The following is a 22,367-nucleotide window of genomic DNA, read 5'->3' on the forward strand; positions in this document are numbered from 1 at the left end:
TTTAGGAAGGGCGTCAATGAAAAGATTGGGGGAATGAAGGAAGTTCTTCCACATACTTTGTATTGGCTTAATAACTAAAAACTCTGTCCCGTCTGTCCCACCCTGTTAATGTCGTCTGTTCCTTAGAAGCTGACTCGTGCTTAATCCCGCTGTAAACAGCGGGATTAAGCACGTGACACCCCTTTTTTCTTCATATTTCGCTCCCTTGTGTACCTAAATAGACGTCTATTGTAAATGATGGCTCAGCACGACTTTTTCGCCCGTTTTTGCTGCAGCGATCGCCGCAGCTGTTAACTCAATGCTTTTTATATTATCTTCGATTGATGTTGGCGGGATAGTGTCTTTGAGAATGGAATGTATGAATAATTCCAAAGAGACTAGCCGATCCGTTAATTCTCTTGTTTTTATAGGCACCTCCTTCGGTTTATCATCTTCGTCATCATAGAGAAAGACGCGGTCATCAACCAACTCAATTGCTCCTTTTTTTCCAACAAGACGCAGTTCGCCATTCCAAGGCGTTTTTCTTCCTTTTCCGGCCCATCTTCCCGTATAGCTTACTCGTATCTCTTGTTCAAACATAAGATTCACATTGGCGTGCGGCATTCCTTTAAACCAGCTCCACGAAGGGCGAAAGCTCGTCGCTGTTATTTCTGTGACTTCCTTTTCTAGTAAATAGCGGAGGATATCAAAATGGTGGATTGACATGTCTTGTAATAAAATGTTCTCGTACTCATCCCTCCACCCGCCAAATCGGGTCGCTTTATTAAAGTAGTAATCGCCATATTCAACCTCACCGATGGCTCCTTGTATCAACAACTCTTTAACCGTTTGAATTTGCGAGTTCCAACGGTAGTTTTGGCTGATCATAACTTTTTTCGGATGTTTTTTCGTAAATGCCAACAAGCGCCTCCCCTCTTCTAGTGTGTTCGTGAGCGGCTTTTCCATCATTACATGGAGCCCATGTTTAATCGCAAGTTTTGCCAAAGATGCATGGGTCGAAGGAGGTGTCACAATTAGAATAAAGTCTGCTTCAACAACCTCTAGAGCCTCTTCCAATCCTTTAAACGTTTGTACTTGGTTTGTTGCTCGATGTTTCGCTGCTTCTAGACTGCCGTCTAGCTGATCCACTACCGCGACAACCTCAACACCCTCATATGTCTGAATCAATTCAAACCACGAAAGACCAAACCCTCCCACACCTACTTGTATTACTTTCAATGGATTTTCCATAAATACCCCCTTATTTTTTGACCATATTGTCGAAACAAACAAAAAAGAACAGCATAGTTAAAGCGTTTACATTATTTGTTGTTCCTTTCTGTTTCAGACACCTTTGCCTTCAGCCAACAGTCTACAGCGACTTTCACCGTTTGGTCAACCCTAGAGTCTGTGCACATGCCGGACTCACCCAGAAACGATCAGCAGTCTCTCAAGACTGCCGATCGTATCAACAAATGAAGCCTTACTCCTGAGCTTCCTCACTCTCTCTCGCCGTTTCAGCAAGACGCTTGATCGCCTCATCCGTCGTAATGTCTCCAATGAACATAAGCTCATAAATGTCTTCAAGATCCGTCGAAAGACCCGGTATCGCAAATTCGTAGACAATCGGTCGACCAATTTCAAGCGCATCAAGAAGATAAGACGCGTGTTCCGGTTCTGGATCATCAGTGACTACATGATCTAGGCCATCAATGGACGGAATGGAGTTTCCGTTATCAGAAAGCCTAATGTCTTGGCCTGTTTCGGACGTATAGTAAGAGATGAACTTCATCGCTTCTTCTTGGTGCTCCGTATTAGCGTTGGCTGCAATGTAACCAGACGTTACAAGCGTTGGCTCCATCTGATTTTCTGTATTGGTTGGCCATGGAATATAATCAAAATCGAGTCCCGCCTCTGAGAACATCGGTGTGAGCCAGCGCCCCGCACCAACAAGAGCTACTTGATTTGACATGAACATCGCATCTCTCCCTTGCCCTTGTGGAAGCGTTCCGGAAAAAACAAAGTTCCCTTCCTGAACCATGCGGCTGACAAATTCAATGGCTTCTATCGTCTTCTCATCTGTATCAACGACGACTTTCCCATCTTTTTCAAAATCTCCTCCGTTGTTGTAAATCCAAGTATTGACCCCGAATGGTCCCCCATCTTGGACATACCCGTGTTTGCCCGCTTCTTTAAACTGGTCCGTAATTTCTTCAAGTGTCTCCCATGTCCATTCCCCTTCATCAAAGTACTCTTGTGGAGACTTTACACCGACTTCCTCAAAAACCGAATTGTTATAGTACATCACAAACGGATTCGCGTCAGGAACTAAACCGTATTTTGTGCCATCTACGTCGGTCGGTCCCCATATGTCTTCTGGGAAATCTTCAATACTTACATACGACTCATCACTTTCTAAAAACTCGTTGAGTTCCAAAACCGAATTTGTATCAATAAAAGTCGACATCGCGAAATCCTGCACATAAAAAACATCGGGTGCTTGCCCGCCTTGAAGACGTGTAGTTAAGATCTGCGTGTAATTATCTGTGGGTAGTCCAGATAACTCTACGTGAATCTCTCCTTCATGTTCTTCGTTAAACGAGTCGACCGCACGTTGATACACTTTTAGTTCCTCTGGATCTCCCCATGAGACAAAGCTTAAATTAACCTCCTCTCCTTCAGCACTTGTTCCCTCTCCACTTCCACTACACCCTGTAATGATTACCGCACACCCTACAACCCCAAGCTTTCCAACCCACTTCTTCATTGTTTCTCCTCCCTTATAGATATGACTGTTGAATTAGCCTTTCACACCTGTTAACGCAATGCCTTCAATAATCTGTCTCTGTGCAATGACATAGACAATGAGTACGGGAAGAACTGAGATTGTGGCACCCGCCATCATTAGCGCCCAGTCTGTCACATATAACCCTTTAAAATAGTTTAGTAGAAGAGGAACAGTAAACAGCTCCGTGGAACTTAAAAAAACAAGCGGTTGAATAAAGTTATTCCATACACCGATGAACGAGAAAATCCCAAATGCGGCTAGTGCTGGCTTAATGAGCGGTAAAATAATTCTTGCATAAATTTGCAGAGGGTTCGCTCCATCAATGACTGCTGCCTCTTCCATCTCCTTTGGGATCCCCATAATGAACTGTCTAAGCAAGAAGACACCGAACGCATTGAACAGTGCGCTAGGAACGATAATTGAAAGATGAGTATCCAGCCATCCAATTGTATCCATGATTAAATAGAGAGGAATCAGGGTGACCTGCATCGGTACCATCATCGTCGCAAGAAAAAGGATAAACAACATGCCTGATCCACGAAACTTAATCTTGGCAAAGGCATAGGCAGCCATTGAACATGTCACGATCTGGCTTGCGACAACAATCATAGAGATATAGAAGCTATTAAAGTAAGCTCTACCAAATGGCATTGCTTGCAAAGAATCGAGAAAGTTGCTCCAGACAAATGGGTCGGGAATCCATACGGGTGGGACAGCAAAAATTTGATCCATCGGCTTTACAGCACTTAAAAACATCCAGATAAATGGAAATGTCATGACGAGTGCGCCGATGACTAGGCATGTGTGCAACAAAATGGTCGGCGTCGGATTTCTCTTCCGTTGTTTAAGCTTAGGTTCCTTCCCAGGAGTAAGCGAACGGCTATTTACCTCCGTCTTCATAATGCACCCACTTTCTTGAGAAAATGAATTGGACTAACGTGAAGATTAGGATGATTACAAATAAAATCATCGCCGCAGCTGAGCTCGCCCCGAAGGTAAAGCGATCAAAAGCAAGGTCATAAACGTGGTAAACAAGCGTGTAGCTTGCCTTCCCAGGTCCCCCAGAAGTCATTACATACGCTTGATCAAACACCTGAAACGAGGAGATAATCGCCATGATCATAATAAAAAAGGTCGTAGGTGAGAGCATCGGTCGCGTTATGTGCCAGAATTTCTGAAAGCTGTTGGCCCCGTCCATTTCCGCTGCCTCATAATAGCTTTTAGATATTCCTTGCAGCCCCGCTAAAAAGATGACCATGTTGGTGCCAAGCCCCCACCAAATACTGAGCGCTGCAATGGACGGAAGAACCAGGTTGCTATTTACCAGCCACTGCGGTCCGCTGATGTCCAAATAAGCAAGTAATTGATTAATCAACCCAAAGTCTCCATTCAAAAGCCACATCCAAATCACTCCAATGGAGACTGCACTTGTAACAACAGGCATGAAGAAGAAGACTCGATAGATCTCTTTTCCTCTAACCTTGTTTAGAGCGAGTGCAACAAGCAAGGCAAATAGAATGGTTCCAGGCACCACCATCACGGTGTAATAGGCAGTGTTGATTAAGGCAATTCGAAAGCTCTCATTGTTAAACTGTTCAATGTAATTGGAAAGCCCAACAAACTCTCGCTGGCCAAAACCATCCCATTCCATAAAGCTAAGAACAAAGGCTGAAATCAAAGGGATCGCAGAAAACGCTAGTAGCCCGATGAGCTGAGGACCTATAAAAAAATACGCCCATCTCTTTCTACTCTTTGTATGCACAATGTACTGCTCCTCTCCTGTTACAAATCAATCGTCACAACTTCCTCTGGAGTCCTTACTTGAATAAGCGCTCCTTCCGGAGACTGCTCGCTTTCTCCGCCGGATACTGACTTCACGGTAAATAGATTTCGAAGCACAAGCTGATAAGGATTTTTTAGACCGGTTGTTTGAAACGTCAATCGGCGCCCGTCCCTTGCAACCTGCCCACGAGCTACCACTCCCCCTGTCTGATCATGAATCAAGCACTCCTGCTTCTGCCCGTCTGGAATCTCAAACAGATGAAACGTTACATTCTCTGTGTACTCATAATCCGAGGTACTATCAGTCCCTCCAACTGCGAGTACAGTATTTTCTTTAACAAGCAATGGCAGCGTTGTGTAGTCATGCGTTTCCGTATGCCACTTCTCCCCTTCCACCTTTTCATTTGTCAGCATGTTGGTCCACGTTCCTTTTGGTACATAATACCGAACAGTCCCTTCTTTATTAAAAACCGGAGCAACAAGCAGCTTCTCTCCAAGCATGTATTGCCGATCTAGCACGTGACACGTCTCGTCTTCTGGGAACTCAAGCATCATGGGTCGCATCATCGGAAGACCTTTATCAGTAGTTTCAACAGAACTGCTATAGAGATATGGCATCAATTTAATTTTCAGCTTGGTAAACTGGCGCGTAATCTTCACAGCTTCTTCATCATAAAGCCATGGCACTTTATAATCCCCACTGCCGTGATAGCGGCTATGAGAGGAAAGAAGCCCAAACTGCGTCCACCGCTTATATAGATCAGGTGACGATCCAGTTTCAAAGCCTCCAATATCGTGACTCCAGTAACCGAAGCCTGCGAGACCTAGGGATAGCCCCCCACGCAAGGTCTCCGCCATTGACGTATAATTAGAAAAACTATCCCCTCCCCAGTGCACTGGGAATTGCTGTCCCCCCACAGTTGCCGAACGGGCAAACAAGACTGCTTCATTTTTGCCAAGTCGTTTTTCCAACAAATCGTAAACGGTTTCATTATACAGATGTGTGTAATAGTTGTGCATCTTCAACGGATTTGATCCATCTTCATAAACGACATCGGTTGGAATTCGCTCCCCGAAGTCCGTTTTGAAACTATCCACGCCCATATCAATTAGAGTTTCCAATTTTTCCGTATACCACTGCCGTGCTGTTTCGTTTGTAAAATCAACAACCCCAAGGCCTGGCTGCCATTTGTCCCATTGCCAGACGCTTCCATCCGCTCGTTTGATTAGAAAACCTTTTTCCTTTGCTTCGGCGAATAAGGTCGATTTTTGACCAATGTATGGGTTAATCCAAACGCAAATTTTGAGCCCTTTTTCCTTTAATCGTGCGAGCATCCCCTTTGGATCTGGGAACATTCGCTCATCCCATTCAAAGTTGCACCACTCAAACTCCTTCATCCAAAGGCAATCGAAATGAAACACGTCCATAGGGAGGTCACGTTCAACCATTCCATCGATAAAACGATTGACCGTCTCTTCATCATAGCTCGTTAAAAAGGAAGTACTCAGCCATAAACCAAAGGACCATTTTGGCAGGAGGGGCGGTTTCCCAGTAAGCGCAGTATAGTTTGCAAGTACATCTTTCAATGTATCTCCAGCGACGATATAATAATCAAGCTCTTCTCCTGACACGCTAAACTGAGCTTTTGAGACTTTTTCAGAACCAATTTCAAATGAGACACGCTCAGGGTGATTAACAAACACCCCATAGACTTTATTGCTCACGTAAAACGGTATATTTTTGTACGCCTGTTCGCTCCCCGTGCCTCCGTCTTCGTTCCATACCTCGACGGACTGACCATTTTTCACAAACGAAGTAAATCGTTCTCCCAGACCGTAAATCCATTCGCCAACATCGATCGAGAGTTGCTCACGGATGAAAGGGACATTCTGATCGTCACGAATGTAGCTAAGCCCGTTTTTTTCACTTTTCGTTAATTCCTCTCCTTTTCTAATAAAAGCAATACTATAGTCTTCTTTGGTTACAATAGCCGTTAAATCACCGCTTTGAAATTTGAATACGTGCTCCGTTTCCTCCATAGTGATATCAGGTCTAAGCTCGTTAAGAGCAAAGCGCGGCCCTACTTCTACCCCACCGGCATGATGTACACTTTTGACACGAATCACGTCTCTCATTGGCGACGAAAGCTTTACCGTTAACATTCCCCCATCCAATGTCATCCCTGGATGAACAATTTTCTGAAACGGGGCGAACAGCGTTGCCTCATCCTTGGTTCTCTGTAGGTCGTACACCTCTTGTGGAAAGGAGAGGTGATACCCCTCTTTGTTCAGCCAGCAGCCATTACTAAACTTCATTCTATTCACCTCAACTAATCAAATCTTTAAAAATGATGATCGTACATCATTTTTTGACATACGTACATCATTTTTTCGCCAGTAATTGCTAAGATCAAATATAGAACTTAGCATTTTCTTTCATAATCACTTCAAGCCTAACATCTACACCTTCAACAGAACCATCGATACCCTCATAGGCTAGTTGCTGAAAAAGATTGGTTAACGCAAAGTATCCCTGCCCGGCAGGGTCTTGATTAATCGTTGCCGTAACAATCCCCTCCTCAAGGTATTCAAGCATCTGTTGATTCATGTCATGACCGACCATAACCAAGTCTCGCAATGATTGGGTTGACACAAGCTCTGCCACATCTCCAAGTTCAGCAGTAGATACATAGACACCCGAGACTCCCTGGAGTACATATTTCAACTGTTCCTCGGAATAACTCGGTCCAGCAAGAGAATAAGGACCCAGCACTTCAAGTTCTGGATAAAACTCAGCAACCTCGAAGAAGCCCTTATTTTTTTCAGTCGTCTGGAAGTCATCATTTGCCCCAAAAATCGCGACTTTTCCAGACCTACCACAGAACTTGCACGTCAACTCGCCTGCTAGCCGACCCGCCTCGCGATAATTTGCCCCAACATAAAACAGGCGATCGCTTTTTTTGGCATCCTGATTAAAGGTACAAATCTTTATCCCCCTAGCCACACCGTCATTAATCAGATCCGACAAGTCTTCTTCTCCAGGAGCTATAGCAATTCCTTGATAGTTGTCTGAATCAATAAGTTTTCTGATTACATCCCTAGCTGGTATTCTCGGACTCGAGGTACGAAACGTATCGACACGTAACCCATAATCAGAGAGCTCATCCAACGCCGATTTAATACCAACCTCTACTTGCTCCCAGAAGAACTTTACGTACTTGGGATACACAAGTGCCACCCGGTATTCCGTCTTCCTCGATAAAAAACGGGCGAGTTTATTCGGTTTATACCCAAGCTCTTCCGCTGTTTCTATGACTTTTTCATATGTTTCTCTCTTCACATTGCCTCGATTATTCAGGACTCGATCTACTGTAGCAATCGATAACCCCAAGTGTTCAGCAATGGTTTTTGCCGTGACATTAGTGAGCGCTTTCAGATAGATACCTCCTTCCTAGTTTAGGTAATGATTATCGTACATCATTTCCCGCAAAGGTTCAAGTCCTTTTTAGTTCGAAGATCGTAAAAATTAATTGACGAGGGAAAAACCGGCGCTCATCAAGTCTTGTTAAACGATCGGCTTTTTTACATTCCTACAGGCGTGATTGGTATTAGAGTAGCACAGCGGAGTATACAGATGCCCAGGTTTTACTCTCCCTACCCCTTCACCCCCACTTACACGCATCGATGACTTTTTTATTCGTATACCAGCTATCCATGAGGACGTACACTTGTTCATCCTCTGTCGCTGGTTCATAATCCTGAATTAAGTCGATAGCCAGATACACCTTGCTTTTGAAGGGAAGACCGTTTCGCTCACAGTAAGGTTGACGAAAGTAGGAGCGGAAATCCCAGGCAAAAGAGTGCTCTTCGCTGACCAAATGGACTGTAACGACACAATGGGACCAAACCGTTTCTATCCGAATGGGAGAAATGGTGGTCTAGTCCTTCCATCCGTGACGTCGAACGATCTTTTTTGCATTGGGAGTCGTCCACGATGAGGAAGGCGATCGGTCGTGTATCTCCTTGTTTGGCGCGCGCCCGTTTGATCTTGCTCCTCATCAACTCGAGGCGCCGACGACGATTGGGGCACCATGGCGATTCATTCAAAAACCGTGTCATACAACTCAAATCACGGGCCTCGTGGGTCGACCGACGGATTTGCGAAACCGTCATCCGTCCATCCGTCAAGATCAGTCCTTGCATAAAGTTCAACAGGTGATTCATTTGAGGTTTGGAAAACGTTAATCCCAAGGAAAAAACAAAGTTGACGATGGATGCATTGAAGGGTACCATGATAGTGGACATTCTCCTTTTTGGCTATTTGGGTGCGCTAACCAAAAATTTCACCAAAAAGGGTGGAATGTCCTTTTTTATTTTGCACCTTCGACAAACGCTCTGATCTTATACGAAATTTGGAGCATTTTCGACGGTGTTCTTCACGACAATTTTTTTGCAAGAGTCAAGTTTTTAAATATTTTTAATGGCAATTGTTTGTTAATCCATTATACTGGTCGTACAACCGAACTTAGGAGGATGAATGGTATGAGCACTCTTTTAATTCGTAAGGTTCGTTTGCTATACGATGAGGAACCGAAACTTGGATGGGTGTTGATTCAAGATGGTCACATTGAATCAGTGGGTCTCAATGAAGAGTCTCCTCTACCTACAGCTGATTCTGAAATTGATGGACAGGGCCATCTCCTCATCCCTGGAATGATCGATGTACATATTCACGGGGCGGAAGGGTTTGACATGATGGATGGGACGATCCAAAGTGTGGAGGCTGTGTCGAACGCTTGCGCTCGTACGGGGTGCACCTCCTTTGTGGCAACCTCGGTATCATCATCGTTAGAGGACCTTCTTAAAATAATCTCCAATGTCTCGGAGACCGTGGGCAGAGAACCGGGGGCTCGAATTGCAGGGATGCACATAGAAGGGCCGTACTTAAATGTCAAACGCAAGGGCATGCAAAACGAACAATATTTGCGGCATCCCCATTTGGAGGAAATGGAATTTATCATAAACAAAGCTGGTTCGCTAATAAAAATGGTGACATTGGCACCTGAGCTGACGGGCGGCCTAGAAATGATAAGCTTCCTAAAGGAATGCGGGATCATTGCAGCCATTGCCCATTCGGACGCCACTTATGAGGAAGCTAAACAAGCGTTTGGGGTCGGTGCGAGTCATGTCACCCATTGTTTTAATGGCATGCGGCCCATTCACCACCGTGACCCTGGCTTGATTTTAGCAGCGTTTGAAGAGGCCAGCGTTAGCGTTCAAGCGATCGTAGATGATGTCCATCTTCACCCAGCGATAGTGCGGTTGTTATACCGGGAGAAGGGATCTGAGAAAATGGTCCTGATTACAGATGCTCTTCAGGCTATGGGAATGGGAGATGGAACTTACTCATTTGGAGGACATCAGGTCCATGTATCACAGGGGGTTGCTAAGTTAACGGACGGTACGCTCGCATCTAGTACGGTTACAATGAATGAAGCGTTGGCAAAAACCGTAAAATCTGGAATTCCTTTAAGGGATGCGGTGAGGATGGCGACAGAGACGCCGGCCAATATATTGGGACTGGAAAACAAAGGGCGGATCGCCCCCGGGGCGGACGCAGACCTAGTCCTTATGAACGATCGTTTTGAGGTGGTGTGGACAATGATCAATGGGAACATGGTTTATAGCCGAAGCGGCTCCTTGGCGAAATACTAGGGGGAGGGTAGCGCGCCCTCTTCTGCTAGTCTTGTAAACCTTTATCTCTTATAGGCAGCCCTAAAAACATTCGATAAACAGAAAAAAATCTCTATAGGGTTACCTGTAGAGATTTTTGAAAGTAGAGTAGGAAGTTCCTCTTTTATTGGATGAAATATCAACCCTAAGCAAAGTGGAAGTTCGATTCCTTTGCAATGTGAACATGGGAGGCATCACTTCGGCTTAGGCATTTCTACAAGATGCAATATCCACCCGACCTCCCCTCCCTCTCACCGAACTTGCGCCACCACCCCATTGTGCACTTTAATATACCCATGCCGCTTGATATCTAGTCCGTTTTCATGCAGGTATAACCCCATTTGCTCAACCGTCATCAGTTCACGATACGTGTGATTCATCACGTCCGCCATTAGTTCGTAATACAGCTTAGAGCGTAGCTGGGCTCTTGGGGTTGTCATGACAATATAGCCGTTTGGCTTCAGAAATTTCCTGTGCCACTCTACCACTTCTGGCTTTAGTTCATCGGGAAAATGCTCGAGCATGCCTACACTGATGACAATATCAAACTCGCGCCCGAATGTTAGGGTACGGATGTCTTCAACGAGGTACTCACTAGAAAAATCGTCTTTATAGTAAATTTTCTTACCACTGGTCTGTTCGTTTTCCCCTAGGAAAGGATAGGACTCTGGAAACTCTGCGAACCGCGTTTCTTTGCAGAAAGGGTCATAGTCGACATGGACAATTTCTCCTCCCGGGTACATGGCCGAAAGCTGCATCGCTTCGTACCCCTCTGCTGCGCCGAGATAGAGAATCCGCGGCTTTGTAACATTGAGTCCTTCGAATAACGCTCGTTTTCCACGGGGATCCCAAATGCCATCCTGAATGCGGTGGACGTAGTTCCATAGATGAATACGGGTGACTTCGCCGATGGCTGCTTTTACCTCGCTAAGTTTAAAAGAGCTGAAGCTTTTAAGCAATGCTTTTTTCGAAGCGCTCATCTCAGCTGGAACATCCTTAACAAACCAGGAATGGAACGAGCGATTGAACATCGTCCAAGACGTGTGAGCGGGAAGGGGCTGACTGTGTGCCTGCTCCCATTCTTTCTTTTCTTTGGCAAAGGACGTGACTTCATACGGCCGGCCGACATCTTTCCAACTTAGCTGGGACCAATCGTTCACCGTATTGAGGGTAACGAATTTGTTGTACTCTTTTTCAGAGAGTACACGCGTATCTTCTCGGTAAGAAGGATGCTGCCGAGTTCCCTCCTCTACCTCTGAAAGTTGGTTCACCATGCTCATTTCACCCCTCCTCCGATCAATACTTACATCATAAGTATACCCAACTAGGAAAACGCTTACAATATTAAATGATTTATTTTCCTTTTTCCTGCATAGTTTTCTCCTTTTTGCTCAAACTAAGGCCACTACCTCTCGAAAAGGAGAAAAGGAGCGTTTTTCATGGTTTCATTTTTTGTACAGGCCATTGTTTCGATCTTGGCGATTATGAATCCACTTGGCAACCTTCCTGTTTTTCTCATAGCAAACAGTCACAAGGGACGTGAATATCGAAAGAAGGCAGCAAAAGTTGTACTCGTCGTTCTTGGGGTGATGAGTGTCTTCGTCTTGCTTCGCCTGCACCTTTTGAAATGGTTCGACGCCATGCAAATGGTCGGTGGTGTCATCACGTTTGCCATTGGTCATCAGCTGGCTCGGGTAAAGTCCCTGCCTTCGTATGCATTACAGCAAAAGGAGGAGCGAAAGAACGATGCTGCCTCCTTTCCCTCGCTCATTTCAAGGTCTGAAACGATTGCGGCTGTTACAAGCTTAACGGCGAGTAGAAATCATCGCTGGATGCATGTTGGAGTCACATTTATTGCCTTTGCGTCGGTGCTTGCGGTTACGTTCGTCGTGTCGTTCGTCGCTTCTTGGGTACAGGGCAAACTTGGCTCCACCGGACTTGCCCTCATTGCTCGTCTCATGGGGCTGGTTCTCACCGTAATTGCACTTGAACTGGTGGTTACGGGGCTTGCCGAGATGATCCTACCTTGGAACGCAAGCCAGTATACTAAACAGGAAACGCCTCTCGCCGCCTTCTAGTCTTCCAGGGATAAAAACGCAGGTCTCCCCCGACTGAAGGAAGACCTGCGTTCATTTAATTAAGCTGGTATAGCTCTTTGTATTTCGCTTCCAAATAATCGAGCAATGGCCCAGCGTCAATCCCGCCTCCGGTCACATCCGCGATAATTTCTGCAGGTTTTTTGCGTTTGCCGTATTGATGCACATGCTCTGTCAGCCAAGCACGAATGCCATCGAGCTCTTCGGTTTCGAGTCGGTCATCAAAGTCAGGAATGTCCCTCAGCATCGCTTGTTTAAGCTGTGCCGCATAAATATAGCCTAGCGCGTACGAAGGAAAATAACCAAAGGATCCGGACGACCAGTGCACGTCTTGAAGCACACCCTCTCCGTCATGCTCCGGGCGAACCCCTAGATACTCCTCCATTTTATCGTTCCATAGCTTCGGCAAGTCCTCCACTTCAATGCTTCCTTCAAACAAACCTTTTTCAAGCTCGTAGCGGATAATGATGTGCAGGCAGTAGGTGAGCTCATCGGCCTCAATCCGGATAAGTGAAGGTTTGGCCTGGTTTAAGGCGAAGAAAAAGTCTTGAAGCGGAAGCGTATCAAATTGGCCACTGGCATTCTGTTTAAGTAGCGGATACGCATTCTGCCAAAAACGCTCGTGTTGCCCGACGAATTTTTCCCAAAAGAGCGATTGCGATTCATGGATTCCCATCGAGGTGCCAGAGCAGAGGGGCGTGCCCTGCAACTCTTCAGAAATATTTTGCTCATAGAGCGCGTGGCCGCCTTCATGAATCGTTCCAAGCAAGGCAACGCGAAAATCGTTCTCATTGTACTTCGTTGTCACTCGAACATCGTTTGGGTTAATACCGATCGCAAAAGGATGAACGGTCTCATCAAGGCGGCCGGCGCTAAAATCATAGCCCATTTTCTCTAAGATGCCCACGCTAAGCTTCTCTTGGTTGGCCTTTGGAAAATGCTCAAATAAAGGCTCCATTGAAGGCTGGTGACTGGACGCATCCACGGCATGCACAAGCGGAATCAGCCGTTCTTTTAACTGCGCAAACACACGGTCAAGCGTGGATACATAGACCCCAGGCTCATAGTCGTCGAGCAGTGTGTTATACGGGTGCTCCTCGTAGCCAAGGTAGGTGATAAAGCGTCTGTTATAATCAACAAGCTCCTTCAAATAAGGTTGGAATAGCGCGAAATCGCCCTTTTCTTTCGCTTCTTCCCAAATGGCTTCGGACGTTGTCTGTAGCATGACATACGCTTTGTACTCGTCTGCAGGGATCTTCTTATTTTTGTCGTACGTTTTTAAGCACTCTTCTACCGATTTTCTTGTGATTTCAGAGAGCCCTTCCTCCCCGGTTAGCTCATCAAGCAGGCGCTTCAACTCTTCGGAAGTTGAAATGCGAAAAATCTCTTCAGAGAGCGTCCCTATGACTTCCGCCCGCTGAGCGACGCCTTTTTTCGGAGCACCGGTGCGCGAGTCCCACGCAAGCAGTGCGAGCGCCTGCCCGTAGTGATCCATCTGATGCAGCAATTGATAGAACGCTGTTTCTGTTTCTTGATTGGCCATTGCCATCCCATCCTTTCTATGTAATCCTCAGGCAACGGCGTGAAGAGTTCCTGCGCGCGTTGGCCTGCTTCTTATGATACACTTTTTCCAGTAAGGAGTGGTAGAATTGAACCTAGAAATCACGCCAAAAGCGGCCTCATTTTATAAGCAAGAAATGGACTTGCAAAAAGGAGATACGCTGCGTCTCTATGTCCGTGTGGGCGGCGTCGGCTCTGGAGGCTTTTCTGTTGGCATCATGCGTGATGATGACCCCTCGGCCTCAGCGTATGTTCTAGAGCGAGAGAGCATCACCTTTTTTGTAACGGAAGATGATTTTTGGTATTTGGATGAAATGATGATTGACTATGACGAAGACCTTGACATGGTGGTGTTTAACCAGCCTCGTTTTGATGATCTGCATCACCCTTTAGCCAAACAAGAAAACGAAGCAAAAAGGAGTCGCTCGTAACGAGCACTCCTTTTTGCTAGCTCCGGCGGGTAGATGCTCGGGATTTTTCGCCCTGACATCGAAATCCAAAGTCGGGATTTCTTCTGACAGGTCTCCAACATCCTCACTTCTGGGCAACCCGCCTCCGCTTTTCCGATTATCCATTTATGTCTTCTGCCTCGCTAAGCTGGTGAGCTGCTTGCTCCAAAAGAGCGCTAGAATGCGCATAAAAGGCCTCATCGACATTGCTTTGGTGAGCAACGGCTCGCTTGAATTGCTCCTTTGCGTCTTGAAGCGCATTCGTTGCGGCCTCAAGCTGCTCTTGATCCATGCTTCTCGTTGCCTGACCGACCATGTGCTGAGCTGATTCAATCGCTAATTCGACCTGTTTGAGGTCACTAAATCCGTAGTCCTCTTTAGGAAAGTGGTTCATCTGATCTACCCCTTTTTTGCTTGACTACATATAGGGTAAGCAGAAACCGTACTTTTTATTCCAAGTTTACATAACATTAATATTGTTAACTTAAGATTTAGCTATAGCGTTGCTGCACACGCGTCATCTCGTCAAACTCTTCTTTCAGTTTTTCATAAAGCCTTGTGTACATGGTGAACAGTTCATCATAAATCGCTCGATTGTGCCGGTTCGGCTCATGCGTTTGGACCACTGGAATGCTCTCCTTTACGTCCTCAAGCTTCATCTTTCCGAGTGCATGTCTTGCAAGCACAACAGCCCCGAGCGCTGACGCATTATGCGTCTCCGGAACAGAAACAGGCTTGTCCATCACGTCTGCGAGCATCTGTCTCCAAAAAGAGGACTTGGCAAAACCACCCGAAGCACGAACATGCGAAACCTGACCGCTGACGTCGCGGAGGGCTAGAGCGACAGAATACACGCTGAACAAGACGCCCTCCATCACTGCGCGTATAAAATGCGCTCTCTGATGATGCATTCCGATGCCGAAGAACACTCCTCGCGCGTTCGGATCCCAATGAGGCGCTCGCTCACCGTTTAAGAAGGGCAGAAAAAGCAAGCCTTCCGCTCCCGCAGGGACAGCTCCCGCCACTTGCATTAAGTGGTCATACCCAGATACCCCGAGACGCTCCGCTTCCTGGATGTCAACGCCGGAAAACTCATCCCGCACCCACCTTAGCATCATCCCTCCATTATTCGTTGGCCCACCAATCACCCAGCGATCCTCGGTGAGCGCGTAGCAAAACGTCCGTCCTTGTTCATCAATGAGCGGCTCGTCGACAACGGTTCGTACTGCTCCACTTGTGCCGATGGTGACCGCTACCTCCCCCGGATTCAGAGCACCCACCCCAACGTTTGCAAGGACGCCATCCCCGGCACCGATAATCCAACGCGTTTCTTGTGTGAGCCCGAGCATCTCTGCCTTCTCTTGACTCATATTTGGCAGTTCGTAGGTGGTAGCAACAGGTCTAGAGAGTTTTTCAGCGCTAATGCCCGCGTAAGAAAGCGCCTCTTCGTCCCAGTCCATGTTGCGTAGAGAGAAGAGTCCCGTTCCTGTGGCCATGGAGTGGTCAACGACGTACTCACCAAATAAGTCCCAGCAGACGTATTCTTTGATGGAGATAAACTTGCTCGTCCGTTCAACAAGCTCTTTCTCATGAAGCTGAAACCAGGGAAGCTTAAGGAGCCAGGACATCGGATGAATCGGCGTCCCTGAGCGTTTATAAAATTCCAGCGCGCGATTCTCTGACTTCAGTTGCGCCGTTAACTCTGCGCTACGATTGTCCGCCCAAATGATACTTCGTGTTAAAGGTTCTCCGTCTTGATCGACAGCCATCAGCGAATGCATCGCTGAAGAGATCCCTGCCTCCGTAATTTGTTCAGGAAGCACATTTGCGAGAGCGACAACTTCCCGAATCGCCACATAGACAGCATCCAAGATGACAGCAGGATCCTGCTCGGCCCAGGACGGCTTTGGTGTCAGTAAAGGGTATTCAACTTCATGAGACGCGACTTGCTGCAGACCTTCATCGAACAAGACCGTTTTCGTGCTTGTCGTGCCAAGATCTAAGCCAAGTGAATAGGTTTTCATTATCAGTAGGACTCCTTTAATCGATAAATAAACATGCATACATCACCCATTGTACCACTGCATAGGTCTCAGGTGGTTTTTTTGGTCAGTTTTGGTAGACAAACCTTATTGGAAAAAATCCTTACGGTAATTGAAATTGTATTCCCATTAAAGCTATTGCGTTGACAAAAACGAAACCCTCATGCTAAGTTAAATATTGAAAACGTTTACTTAGAAAAACGGATCAACTATGAGGTGATGTTATGAAAACGATCAACCTAGGAAATAGCAACCTTTTTGCGTCAGAAATTTCGCTTGGCTGCATGAGAATGAATGATCTTTCGATTGATTCTGCCCGGGAACTCATTCACACAGCTCTTGAGGGTGGCATCGATTTTTTTGATCATGCCGACATCTACGGCCAGGGGAAGTCCGAAGAAATTTTCGCTAAAGCAATTGGCATGAACGCGGATGTCCGAGAGCAAATGAAGATTCAGACCAAGTGCGGCATTCGCAAGGATTTCTTTGATTTTTCCAAAGAACATATTTTGGAATCCGTGGACGGGAGTCTGAAACGGCTACAAACGGACTATATTGACGTCTTGCTGCTTCACCGTCCGGACACGCTCGTAGAACCGGAAGAGGTGGCTGACGCGTTTCGTATTTTGCATGAAAGTGGAAAAGTCAACCATTTTGGTGTCAGCAACCAGAACCCGATGCAAATTGAACTGTTGAAGAAGTACGTCGACCAGCCCCTGATCGCCAATCAGCTTCAGTTTGGCTTGAAGCATTCTGGCATGATTGATGCGGGCATCAATGTGAACATGGTGACCGACGCGGCCACAGTGCGCGATGGCAGCATTCTCGATTATTCCCGTTTACACGACATGACGATTCAGGCCTGGTCCCCTTATCAGTACGGATTCTTTGAAGGCGTGTTTTTGGATAACGACAAATTCCCGGAGCTTAACGCCAAGATCGACGAACTCGCAGAAGCCAAAGGCGTCACAAACATGGCAATCGCGACGGCATGGATTCTTCGCCATCCGGCTAAGATGCAAGTTCTTGCAGGAACAATGAATGCCACTCGACTGAAAGACATTGCGGCCGCGTCAGACGTTACGCTTTCTCGAAAAGAGTGGTACGAGCTCTACACGGCTGCGGGGAATGTGTTGCCGTAAAACGTTTTTCTGTATAAAAAATCCCTCCATGCTCGTTTCGTTTGAGCGAGGAGGGATTTTTTATCGGCAAGGACGGAGGAGATGCTATATTTGGACTTAAAGTCCCTCTCACTTACTCTTTTTACGTGTTACCTGCTGATTTCAAAAAAACACATGCCGATTTGAAAAATTCACCTGCATCCTCTGGTGAATACATGCCTCTTTCTTCTTTTAGCTGCCTCTCTTCCGCTTTTTATGCCTTCTACTAGGCATTCCTGCTTCTCTATCAATCCCTCGGCGGCCTCGGTCCAAAGAACTGATAATAATCCGTCTTAATATTCCCGTTATACAGCTTACGCTTTTTGTTTGCTTTCTTGCCGTAGAGCTCCTCAAAACCTTCGTGGGAGGTCAGTATGTATGCCGACCACGTCTCATGGCGCCGGAGTGCTTCGCCCATGTCTTTGTACATTTGCTCGACTTCTGGTCGCTCGCCGAGGCGCTCGCCGTAAGGCGGGTTGCCGATGACGATGCCGTAAGAGCCTTTATGGCTAAAGTCGCGCACCTGCATTTGCTTGAATGTCAGCAAATCCCCAAAGCCTGCTTCCATCGCATTTCCTTGCGCGAGCTCGACGGCGCGGTGGTCAATGTCAGAACCTGTAATGTCAAGCGCTTGCGCGTAGTTGGCTTTATCCTCCACTTCTTCTCGCGCTTGCCTCCAGCGCTGATCCCCAACGACATGCCAGCCTTCGGAAGCGAAATCGCGGTTGAAGCCAGGGGCGATGTTCTGCCCGATCATCGCTGCTTCGATCGCAAGTGTGCCTGAACCGCAGAATGGATCGGCAAACGGACGCTCGGCATCCCACGTCGTCAGCTTGATCATCGCAGCAGCGAGCGTTTCTTTTAGAGGTGCTTCGTTGTGCAAGTAGCGATAGCCGCGCTTGTGCAGGCCCGTCCCACTTGTGTCGATGGTGAGTGTCGCCACATCCTTTAAAAGGGCCACTTCGATACGGTAAAAGGGCCCGTCCTCATCAAACCAGCCGCGCTTGTAGCGGGTCTTCATCGACTCCACCACCGCTTTTTTGACGATCGCCTGACAATCAGAGACGCTAAAGAGCTTGGACTTGACCGAACGGCCAATGACAGGAAACTCTGCGTGTGGCGGAAGAATTTCAGCCCACGGCAATGCCTTCGTTTTTTCAAACAGCTCATCAAACGAGTACGCCTTGAATTCCCCGACTTTAAGCTTGATACGGTCAGCCGTACGAAGCCAGAGATTCACCCTTGCAATCGCACTGACGTCTGCGGTGAACGTGACGCGGCCGTTTTCGACTTCCACGTCTTCGTAGCCAAGGTCGCGAACTTCCCTAGCCACTAGAGCCTCAAGCCCCATTGTCGCCGTTGCAATAAGTGTTACTTTTTCCATGTATAAGCCCCTTTGTTATCCTAAGGTTCTGCTTGGAGCGCGCATTCATGCGCCTAAAGCAAGTAGCCATCTGTGGCAAACGCATATAGAGCCCCTGTCACGACAAGCACGCCCATCACTAGAACAAACAGTGATGAAAATGTTTGGGTCTTCGCGGAATGATAATGCAAATAAACAAGCCCCATATAGATCGCTATCGCTACGGTAATGAAAAGGCCTCCTTCGAGAAAACTCCCCTGAATGGCAAAGCCAATCAAATTAAGCACAAGAAGAATGAGGCCAAGAATGTACATAAATTTCTTCTGTTCCATTGTGATCCCCCCTTATTGTTGACGCGTACGCTATCCCTTATTATCGCTTGTTTTTAAAAAATAGGCAAATAAAAAAACCCTTGTCACAGGGTTCGGATCGCTTACATCAATCATCGTACAACCATTCGATAAGCCATGTTCTGTTCCTTTGTACTGCAAACGGTGATGAGCCTCGTACTCCGGTGGTAACCATCTATCTACGACCTAGCGTCGTTCATCCAGTTCCGTTCATTTCCGGACTAGAAAATGCCCCTACCATGTTTTGGGTTTCTCGCTCGAGGGGTTTACCGCGTTCCACTCTGCTTGTTTCCAAACAGACTCCGTCACTGTGGCACTTTCAAAGAGTTCACACCGTATCGAAAGACGTAGGTGCTTCTCTTGCCGTTAGCCGGTCTTCCGACTACCCTAGCTTATGAATTGGCTAGGCACGAACATTACGGGCATCGCAGCCCGTGCGAGCATGGACTTTCCTCTACGTACACCGTACGTAGCGGTTACCTGAATGTATGCACTTGTCCTAAGCGACTTTCCTAGTGTAACACACTCGCCTAGAGAGCACAAGATTAGCTTCGTTTGCGCTTCTTTTCCTTAACGATGGCCAGGCGCGCAAGTTCATCCGCCTTCTTATTTTGCTTGCTTGGAATCCATTTGATAAACGCTAGCTCCAGCTGGTCATACTTCTTCAACACCTGTTCTAAATAAGGAGCATAGGCGGCGTTTCGCACATAGCGATTCTCCACGCCCTCTGCCACTAGGCGGGAATCGGTTCGAAAGGAGACATGAGCATAACCACGCTCCAAGCAAATGGAAAGTGCCCTATTCAATGCTTCAAATTCAGCCTCATGATTCGAATACTCGCCGATGGCAAAGCGCTTCTCCTCGGTCCGACCGTCTGCAAAGCGAAAGAGGATGCCAACCCCTGATGGTCCTGGGTCACCGGCGCTGGCACCGTCCGTATTCACATGAATCAAAGAGGCCCCTCCTATTCGTGCATTTTATTGCCGAAGACTTTCTTCTCCAAATTGGAGAGGCGCTGAAGGATATCGTAATTCGTGCTACCTGCGCTCGGTTGCTGACTGGCTGTCTGCGCGCGCTGCGGACGGTCCGCTTGCTTTTTTAGATCTTGTTTCAGTTGTTCGTTTTCACTTTCGAGTTGGGCGAGCCGTTTCTGATAGGTTTCATAGTCTTGAATCACTCCATCCAAAAACTTGTCGACTTCGTCTTGATTGTAGCCTCTCATACTCGTTTTAAAGTCTTTGTCCAAAATTTCTTTTGCTGTAAAGCGAATGTCTTGATTGCCTTTACTCATCTCCATCACCTCATATGCTTGTTCACTACTGCTTCTTATAGTTTTTCAAAACTCTCTGTCGAAGTCAATTTTAATCTAGAACAAATCACGTTCTTCCTGTTCCTCTCTTACGACCTCTTCTACCTCATCGGGAGAAATGAGCAGAACTGGCTTTTCCCAAGCCTTGGCAGCTCTTAAGTAGTAGAGAGGAGAGCCTTCCTTCTCTTCATCATACAATACAAGCAGCCCATCTGTCTTCTGAATGAGGAAATCATTTTTCTGTTTGAGTTGTCCAGGGTTTTCGTAAGGACGTTTCGTAATCGGCTCGCAAAAATCGGCTTGATGCAAAAGCCGCTCATAGGACTCTTTCGCTTCCTCGCGCCAATGTTGTTCTTGATGTTCAAAAGGCAGAAGCATGGCAAGCTTAAGCTGTGGATACTCCTCCTTTAATGAAAGAACGACCTCGCCGGCCCACTGTTCAACCCCAAGTTGTCCACTAATGATGATCCACTCCAGTCCTTCATCGATCAATGGAAGCAACCGTTTGTGAATGGTTTTCTTTATGTAGTTAATTCCAGGGTGCTGCTGGTTAAAGATTCCGAGCTCCTGTGCTTTATACCCGGTTACCACAAGTGACTTCACCGTTTTCCCCCCTTCACTCAAGTAAGAATAGAGCGAGCTGTCCGCTCGCTCAGGTCAAAAAGTAGCCGATTATTTTTTTGAATGCGAAGGCATCGTGTTGCTTTTTGGTGCGTTGTTCATAGATGGAGCCGTTGGCATTGGTCCATTATTGCCGCCATTATTCCATCCTTGGACCGGGCCCCCTGGTCCTCCAAAGCCCCCGTCATTCATGACATTTTCCGTGACGGATTCGGTATGCGGGTAATGATGAACATTTTTAAACACATGGTTATTTACATGAGTGGTGTGTGATGGGTGGATATGCGGAACAATATATTCCTGCGTGCTTTCCACACAGTTATGCTTCGTTGGATGCACCACAGGCGGGCACTCTTTCGTTTGTGTCGGGAGTGTCATGTTCGGAAGAGTGTGACCCTCACAGTTCATTGGCTTCATATTGTTCGGCTGGTGATGCATTGGCATGGTCGGCTTCATGTTCGGTTTATGATGCATCGGCATCATTGGTTTCATGTTTTCCGGCTTATGATGCATCGGCATGGTTGGTTTCATGTTATCAGACATATGATGCATTGGCATGTTGGGCTTCATGTTACCCGACATGTGATGCATTGGCATATTAGGCGATGAACCGTGAAAATGGTTTTTCTTATACATAAAGTAGTTCCTCCTTTGGATTATGAGTCACTACTACCCTATGACAGTCGTCCCCTAGGTGTACTAGTTGAACCACCCATTTTATAAGGCTTTTGCCTGCCTTAGGTATATGTCCTACGGTGTTTCCTCTGCTCTGTTTGGGGTGGACGCAACGAGTCTACGAATCCAATGGCATTTAAAATTCCAAGGAATAAAATACCTACTAATGCCAGCGAGGCGTTGCCGCCACTCAGGTTGCCCCAAGCGCCAACGAGAAAAATCAAACCAGTCAAGATCACAAGTATATTCACGAAAAAGATCGCGCTTCGCACCAGCCTTCCCATCCCAGCTCCACCCTTCCCATAACACATTTCACTATGATTTATACGAAGGCCGGGTCGCATATATTCCGCCACGGAATTTAAGCAAAAATGAGGCATTGAACTACCCACCACTTAACAACCTTACGGACTGTTTGAAGTGGGGGATTCCTACGAATACCAGCGTAACCGCCAGTTGA

21 protein-coding genes and 1 other RNA gene are annotated in these 22,367 nt (G+C 46.8%); 4 read left to right on the forward strand and 18 right to left on the reverse strand.

What is annotated here, in order from left to right; genetic code table 11:
* Window positions 1-225: 225 nt before the first annotated feature.
* The 7 genes from AVZ68_RS16480 to AVZ68_RS21085 all read right to left on the reverse strand — a co-directional run bounded on the left by AVZ68_RS16480 (window position 226) and on the right by AVZ68_RS21085 (window position 8,854).
* A complete protein-coding gene (locus AVZ68_RS16480) occupies window positions 226-1,230 on the reverse strand; it encodes a Gfo/Idh/MocA family protein (protein ID WP_059105672.1) in 1,005 nt (334 codons plus the stop codon).
* Window positions 1,231-1,462: 232 nt separating this feature from the next.
* The gene (locus tag AVZ68_RS16485; protein ID WP_059105673.1) at window positions 1,463-2,746 is read right to left on the reverse strand and encodes an ABC transporter substrate-binding protein; all 1,284 of its coding nucleotides are present in this window, start codon (window positions 2,744-2,746) and stop codon (window positions 1,463-1,465) included.
* A 33-nt stretch (window positions 2,747-2,779) separates the two neighbouring features.
* Window positions 2,780-3,667: a carbohydrate ABC transporter permease gene (locus AVZ68_RS16490; protein WP_082676721.1), complete on the reverse strand. Its 888-nt coding sequence runs from the start codon at window positions 3,665-3,667 to the stop codon at window positions 2,780-2,782.
* On the reverse strand, window positions 3,648-4,529 hold the full coding sequence (locus AVZ68_RS16495; RefSeq protein WP_059105674.1) for a carbohydrate ABC transporter permease: 882 nt from the start codon (window positions 4,527-4,529) through the stop codon (window positions 3,648-3,650). Before AVZ68_RS16495 ends, AVZ68_RS16490 begins: the two co-directional genes overlap by 20 nt.
* A gap of 20 nt (window positions 4,530-4,549) precedes the next feature.
* A complete protein-coding gene (gene yicI, locus AVZ68_RS16500; RefSeq protein WP_059105675.1) occupies window positions 4,550-6,865 on the reverse strand; it encodes an alpha-xylosidase in 2,316 nt (771 codons plus the stop codon).
* Window positions 6,866-6,959: 94 nt separating this feature from the next.
* On the reverse strand, window positions 6,960-7,991 hold the full coding sequence (locus tag AVZ68_RS16505) for a LacI family DNA-binding transcriptional regulator (protein ID WP_367576340.1): 1,032 nt from the start codon (window positions 7,989-7,991) through the stop codon (window positions 6,960-6,962).
* 371 nt (window positions 7,992-8,362) lie between these two features.
* The gene (locus AVZ68_RS21085) at window positions 8,363-8,854 is read right to left on the reverse strand and encodes a transposase (protein WP_082676725.1); all 492 of its coding nucleotides are present in this window, start codon (window positions 8,852-8,854) and stop codon (window positions 8,363-8,365) included.
* A 237-nt stretch (window positions 8,855-9,091) separates the two neighbouring features.
* On the opposite strand from AVZ68_RS21085, the gene nagA reads away from it, so the two are divergent.
* Window positions 9,092-10,264, forward strand: coding sequence for an N-acetylglucosamine-6-phosphate deacetylase (nagA, locus tag AVZ68_RS16515; protein ID WP_059105678.1), 1,173 nt, complete (start codon window positions 9,092-9,094; stop codon window positions 10,262-10,264).
* 269 nt (window positions 10,265-10,533) lie between these two features.
* Here nagA and AVZ68_RS16520 read toward each other — a convergent pair whose 3' ends face one another.
* On the reverse strand, window positions 10,534-11,562 hold the full coding sequence (locus AVZ68_RS16520; RefSeq protein WP_059105679.1) for a class I SAM-dependent methyltransferase: 1,029 nt from the start codon (window positions 11,560-11,562) through the stop codon (window positions 10,534-10,536).
* Between the two features lie 159 nt (window positions 11,563-11,721).
* Here AVZ68_RS16520 and AVZ68_RS16525 point away from each other — a divergent pair, with 159 nt between their 5' ends.
* Complete coding sequence (locus tag AVZ68_RS16525) at window positions 11,722-12,360, forward strand: MarC family protein (RefSeq protein ID WP_059105680.1); 639 nt, start codon at window positions 11,722-11,724, stop codon at window positions 12,358-12,360.
* 55 nt (window positions 12,361-12,415) lie between these two features.
* Here AVZ68_RS16525 and AVZ68_RS16530 read toward each other — a convergent pair whose 3' ends face one another.
* Window positions 12,416-13,927, reverse strand: a complete 1,512-nt coding sequence (locus AVZ68_RS16530; RefSeq protein ID WP_059105681.1) for a carboxypeptidase M32 — start codon at window positions 13,925-13,927, stop codon at window positions 12,416-12,418.
* 100 nt (window positions 13,928-14,027) lie between these two features.
* On the opposite strand from AVZ68_RS16530, the gene AVZ68_RS16535 reads away from it, so the two are divergent.
* The gene (locus AVZ68_RS16535) at window positions 14,028-14,369 is read left to right on the forward strand and encodes an iron-sulfur cluster biosynthesis family protein (RefSeq protein WP_059105682.1); all 342 of its coding nucleotides are present in this window, start codon (window positions 14,028-14,030) and stop codon (window positions 14,367-14,369) included.
* A 136-nt stretch (window positions 14,370-14,505) separates the two neighbouring features.
* On the opposite strand, the gene AVZ68_RS16540 is transcribed toward AVZ68_RS16535, so the two are convergent.
* Together AVZ68_RS16540 and AVZ68_RS16545 are read right to left on the reverse strand one after the other, a co-directional pair.
* Entirely contained in the window at window positions 14,506-14,781 is a 276-nt protein-coding gene (locus tag AVZ68_RS16540) for a DUF2564 family protein (RefSeq protein ID WP_059105683.1), read from the reverse strand.
* A gap of 97 nt (window positions 14,782-14,878) precedes the next feature.
* Window positions 14,879-16,411 (reverse strand): gluconokinase, encoded by a 1,533-nt coding sequence (locus AVZ68_RS16545; RefSeq protein ID WP_059105684.1) that lies wholly within the window; start codon window positions 16,409-16,411, stop codon window positions 14,879-14,881.
* Window positions 16,412-16,653: 242 nt separating this feature from the next.
* Here AVZ68_RS16545 and AVZ68_RS16550 point away from each other — a divergent pair, with 242 nt between their 5' ends.
* On the forward strand, window positions 16,654-17,571 hold the full coding sequence (locus AVZ68_RS16550) for an aldo/keto reductase (RefSeq protein ID WP_059105685.1): 918 nt from the start codon (window positions 16,654-16,656) through the stop codon (window positions 17,569-17,571).
* A gap of 265 nt (window positions 17,572-17,836) precedes the next feature.
* Here the strand turns inward: AVZ68_RS16550 and AVZ68_RS16555 are convergent, their stop codons facing one another.
* From AVZ68_RS16555 to AVZ68_RS20955, 7 genes are all read right to left on the reverse strand, one after another.
* Window positions 17,837-18,973 carry a THUMP domain-containing class I SAM-dependent RNA methyltransferase gene (locus AVZ68_RS16555; protein WP_059105686.1) on the reverse strand — a complete coding sequence of 379 codons (1,137 nt, stop codon included), beginning with the start codon at window positions 18,971-18,973 and terminating at the stop codon, window positions 17,837-17,839.
* A gap of 53 nt (window positions 18,974-19,026) precedes the next feature.
* Window positions 19,027-19,284: a hypothetical protein gene (locus tag AVZ68_RS16560; RefSeq protein WP_059105687.1), complete on the reverse strand. Its 258-nt coding sequence runs from the start codon at window positions 19,282-19,284 to the stop codon at window positions 19,027-19,029.
* 124 nt (window positions 19,285-19,408) lie between these two features.
* Window positions 19,409-19,790: RNase P RNA component class B (gene rnpB / locus AVZ68_RS19970), an RNA gene on the reverse strand.
* Window positions 19,791-19,847: 57 nt separating this feature from the next.
* Window positions 19,848-20,246: a reverse transcriptase-like protein gene (locus tag AVZ68_RS16565; RefSeq protein ID WP_367576341.1), complete on the reverse strand. Its 399-nt coding sequence runs from the start codon at window positions 20,244-20,246 to the stop codon at window positions 19,848-19,850.
* Between the two features lie 20 nt (window positions 20,247-20,266).
* Window positions 20,267-20,593, reverse strand: coding sequence for a cell division regulator GpsB (gpsB, locus tag AVZ68_RS16570; protein ID WP_059105689.1), 327 nt, complete (start codon window positions 20,591-20,593; stop codon window positions 20,267-20,269).
* A 75-nt stretch (window positions 20,594-20,668) separates the two neighbouring features.
* Window positions 20,669-21,214 (reverse strand): SLOG family protein, encoded by a 546-nt coding sequence (locus AVZ68_RS16575; RefSeq protein WP_082676727.1) that lies wholly within the window; start codon window positions 21,212-21,214, stop codon window positions 20,669-20,671.
* A 69-nt stretch (window positions 21,215-21,283) separates the two neighbouring features.
* Window positions 21,284-21,868, reverse strand: coding sequence for a CotD family spore coat protein (locus tag AVZ68_RS20955; protein WP_281176641.1), 585 nt, complete (start codon window positions 21,866-21,868; stop codon window positions 21,284-21,286).
* Between the last annotated feature and the right edge of the window lie 499 nt (window positions 21,869-22,367).

Source organism: Shouchella shacheensis, from assembly GCF_001484965.1.
In the GTDB taxonomy this organism is placed as follows: Bacteria; Bacillota; Bacilli; order Bacillales; family Bacillaceae_D; genus Shouchella; species Shouchella shacheensis.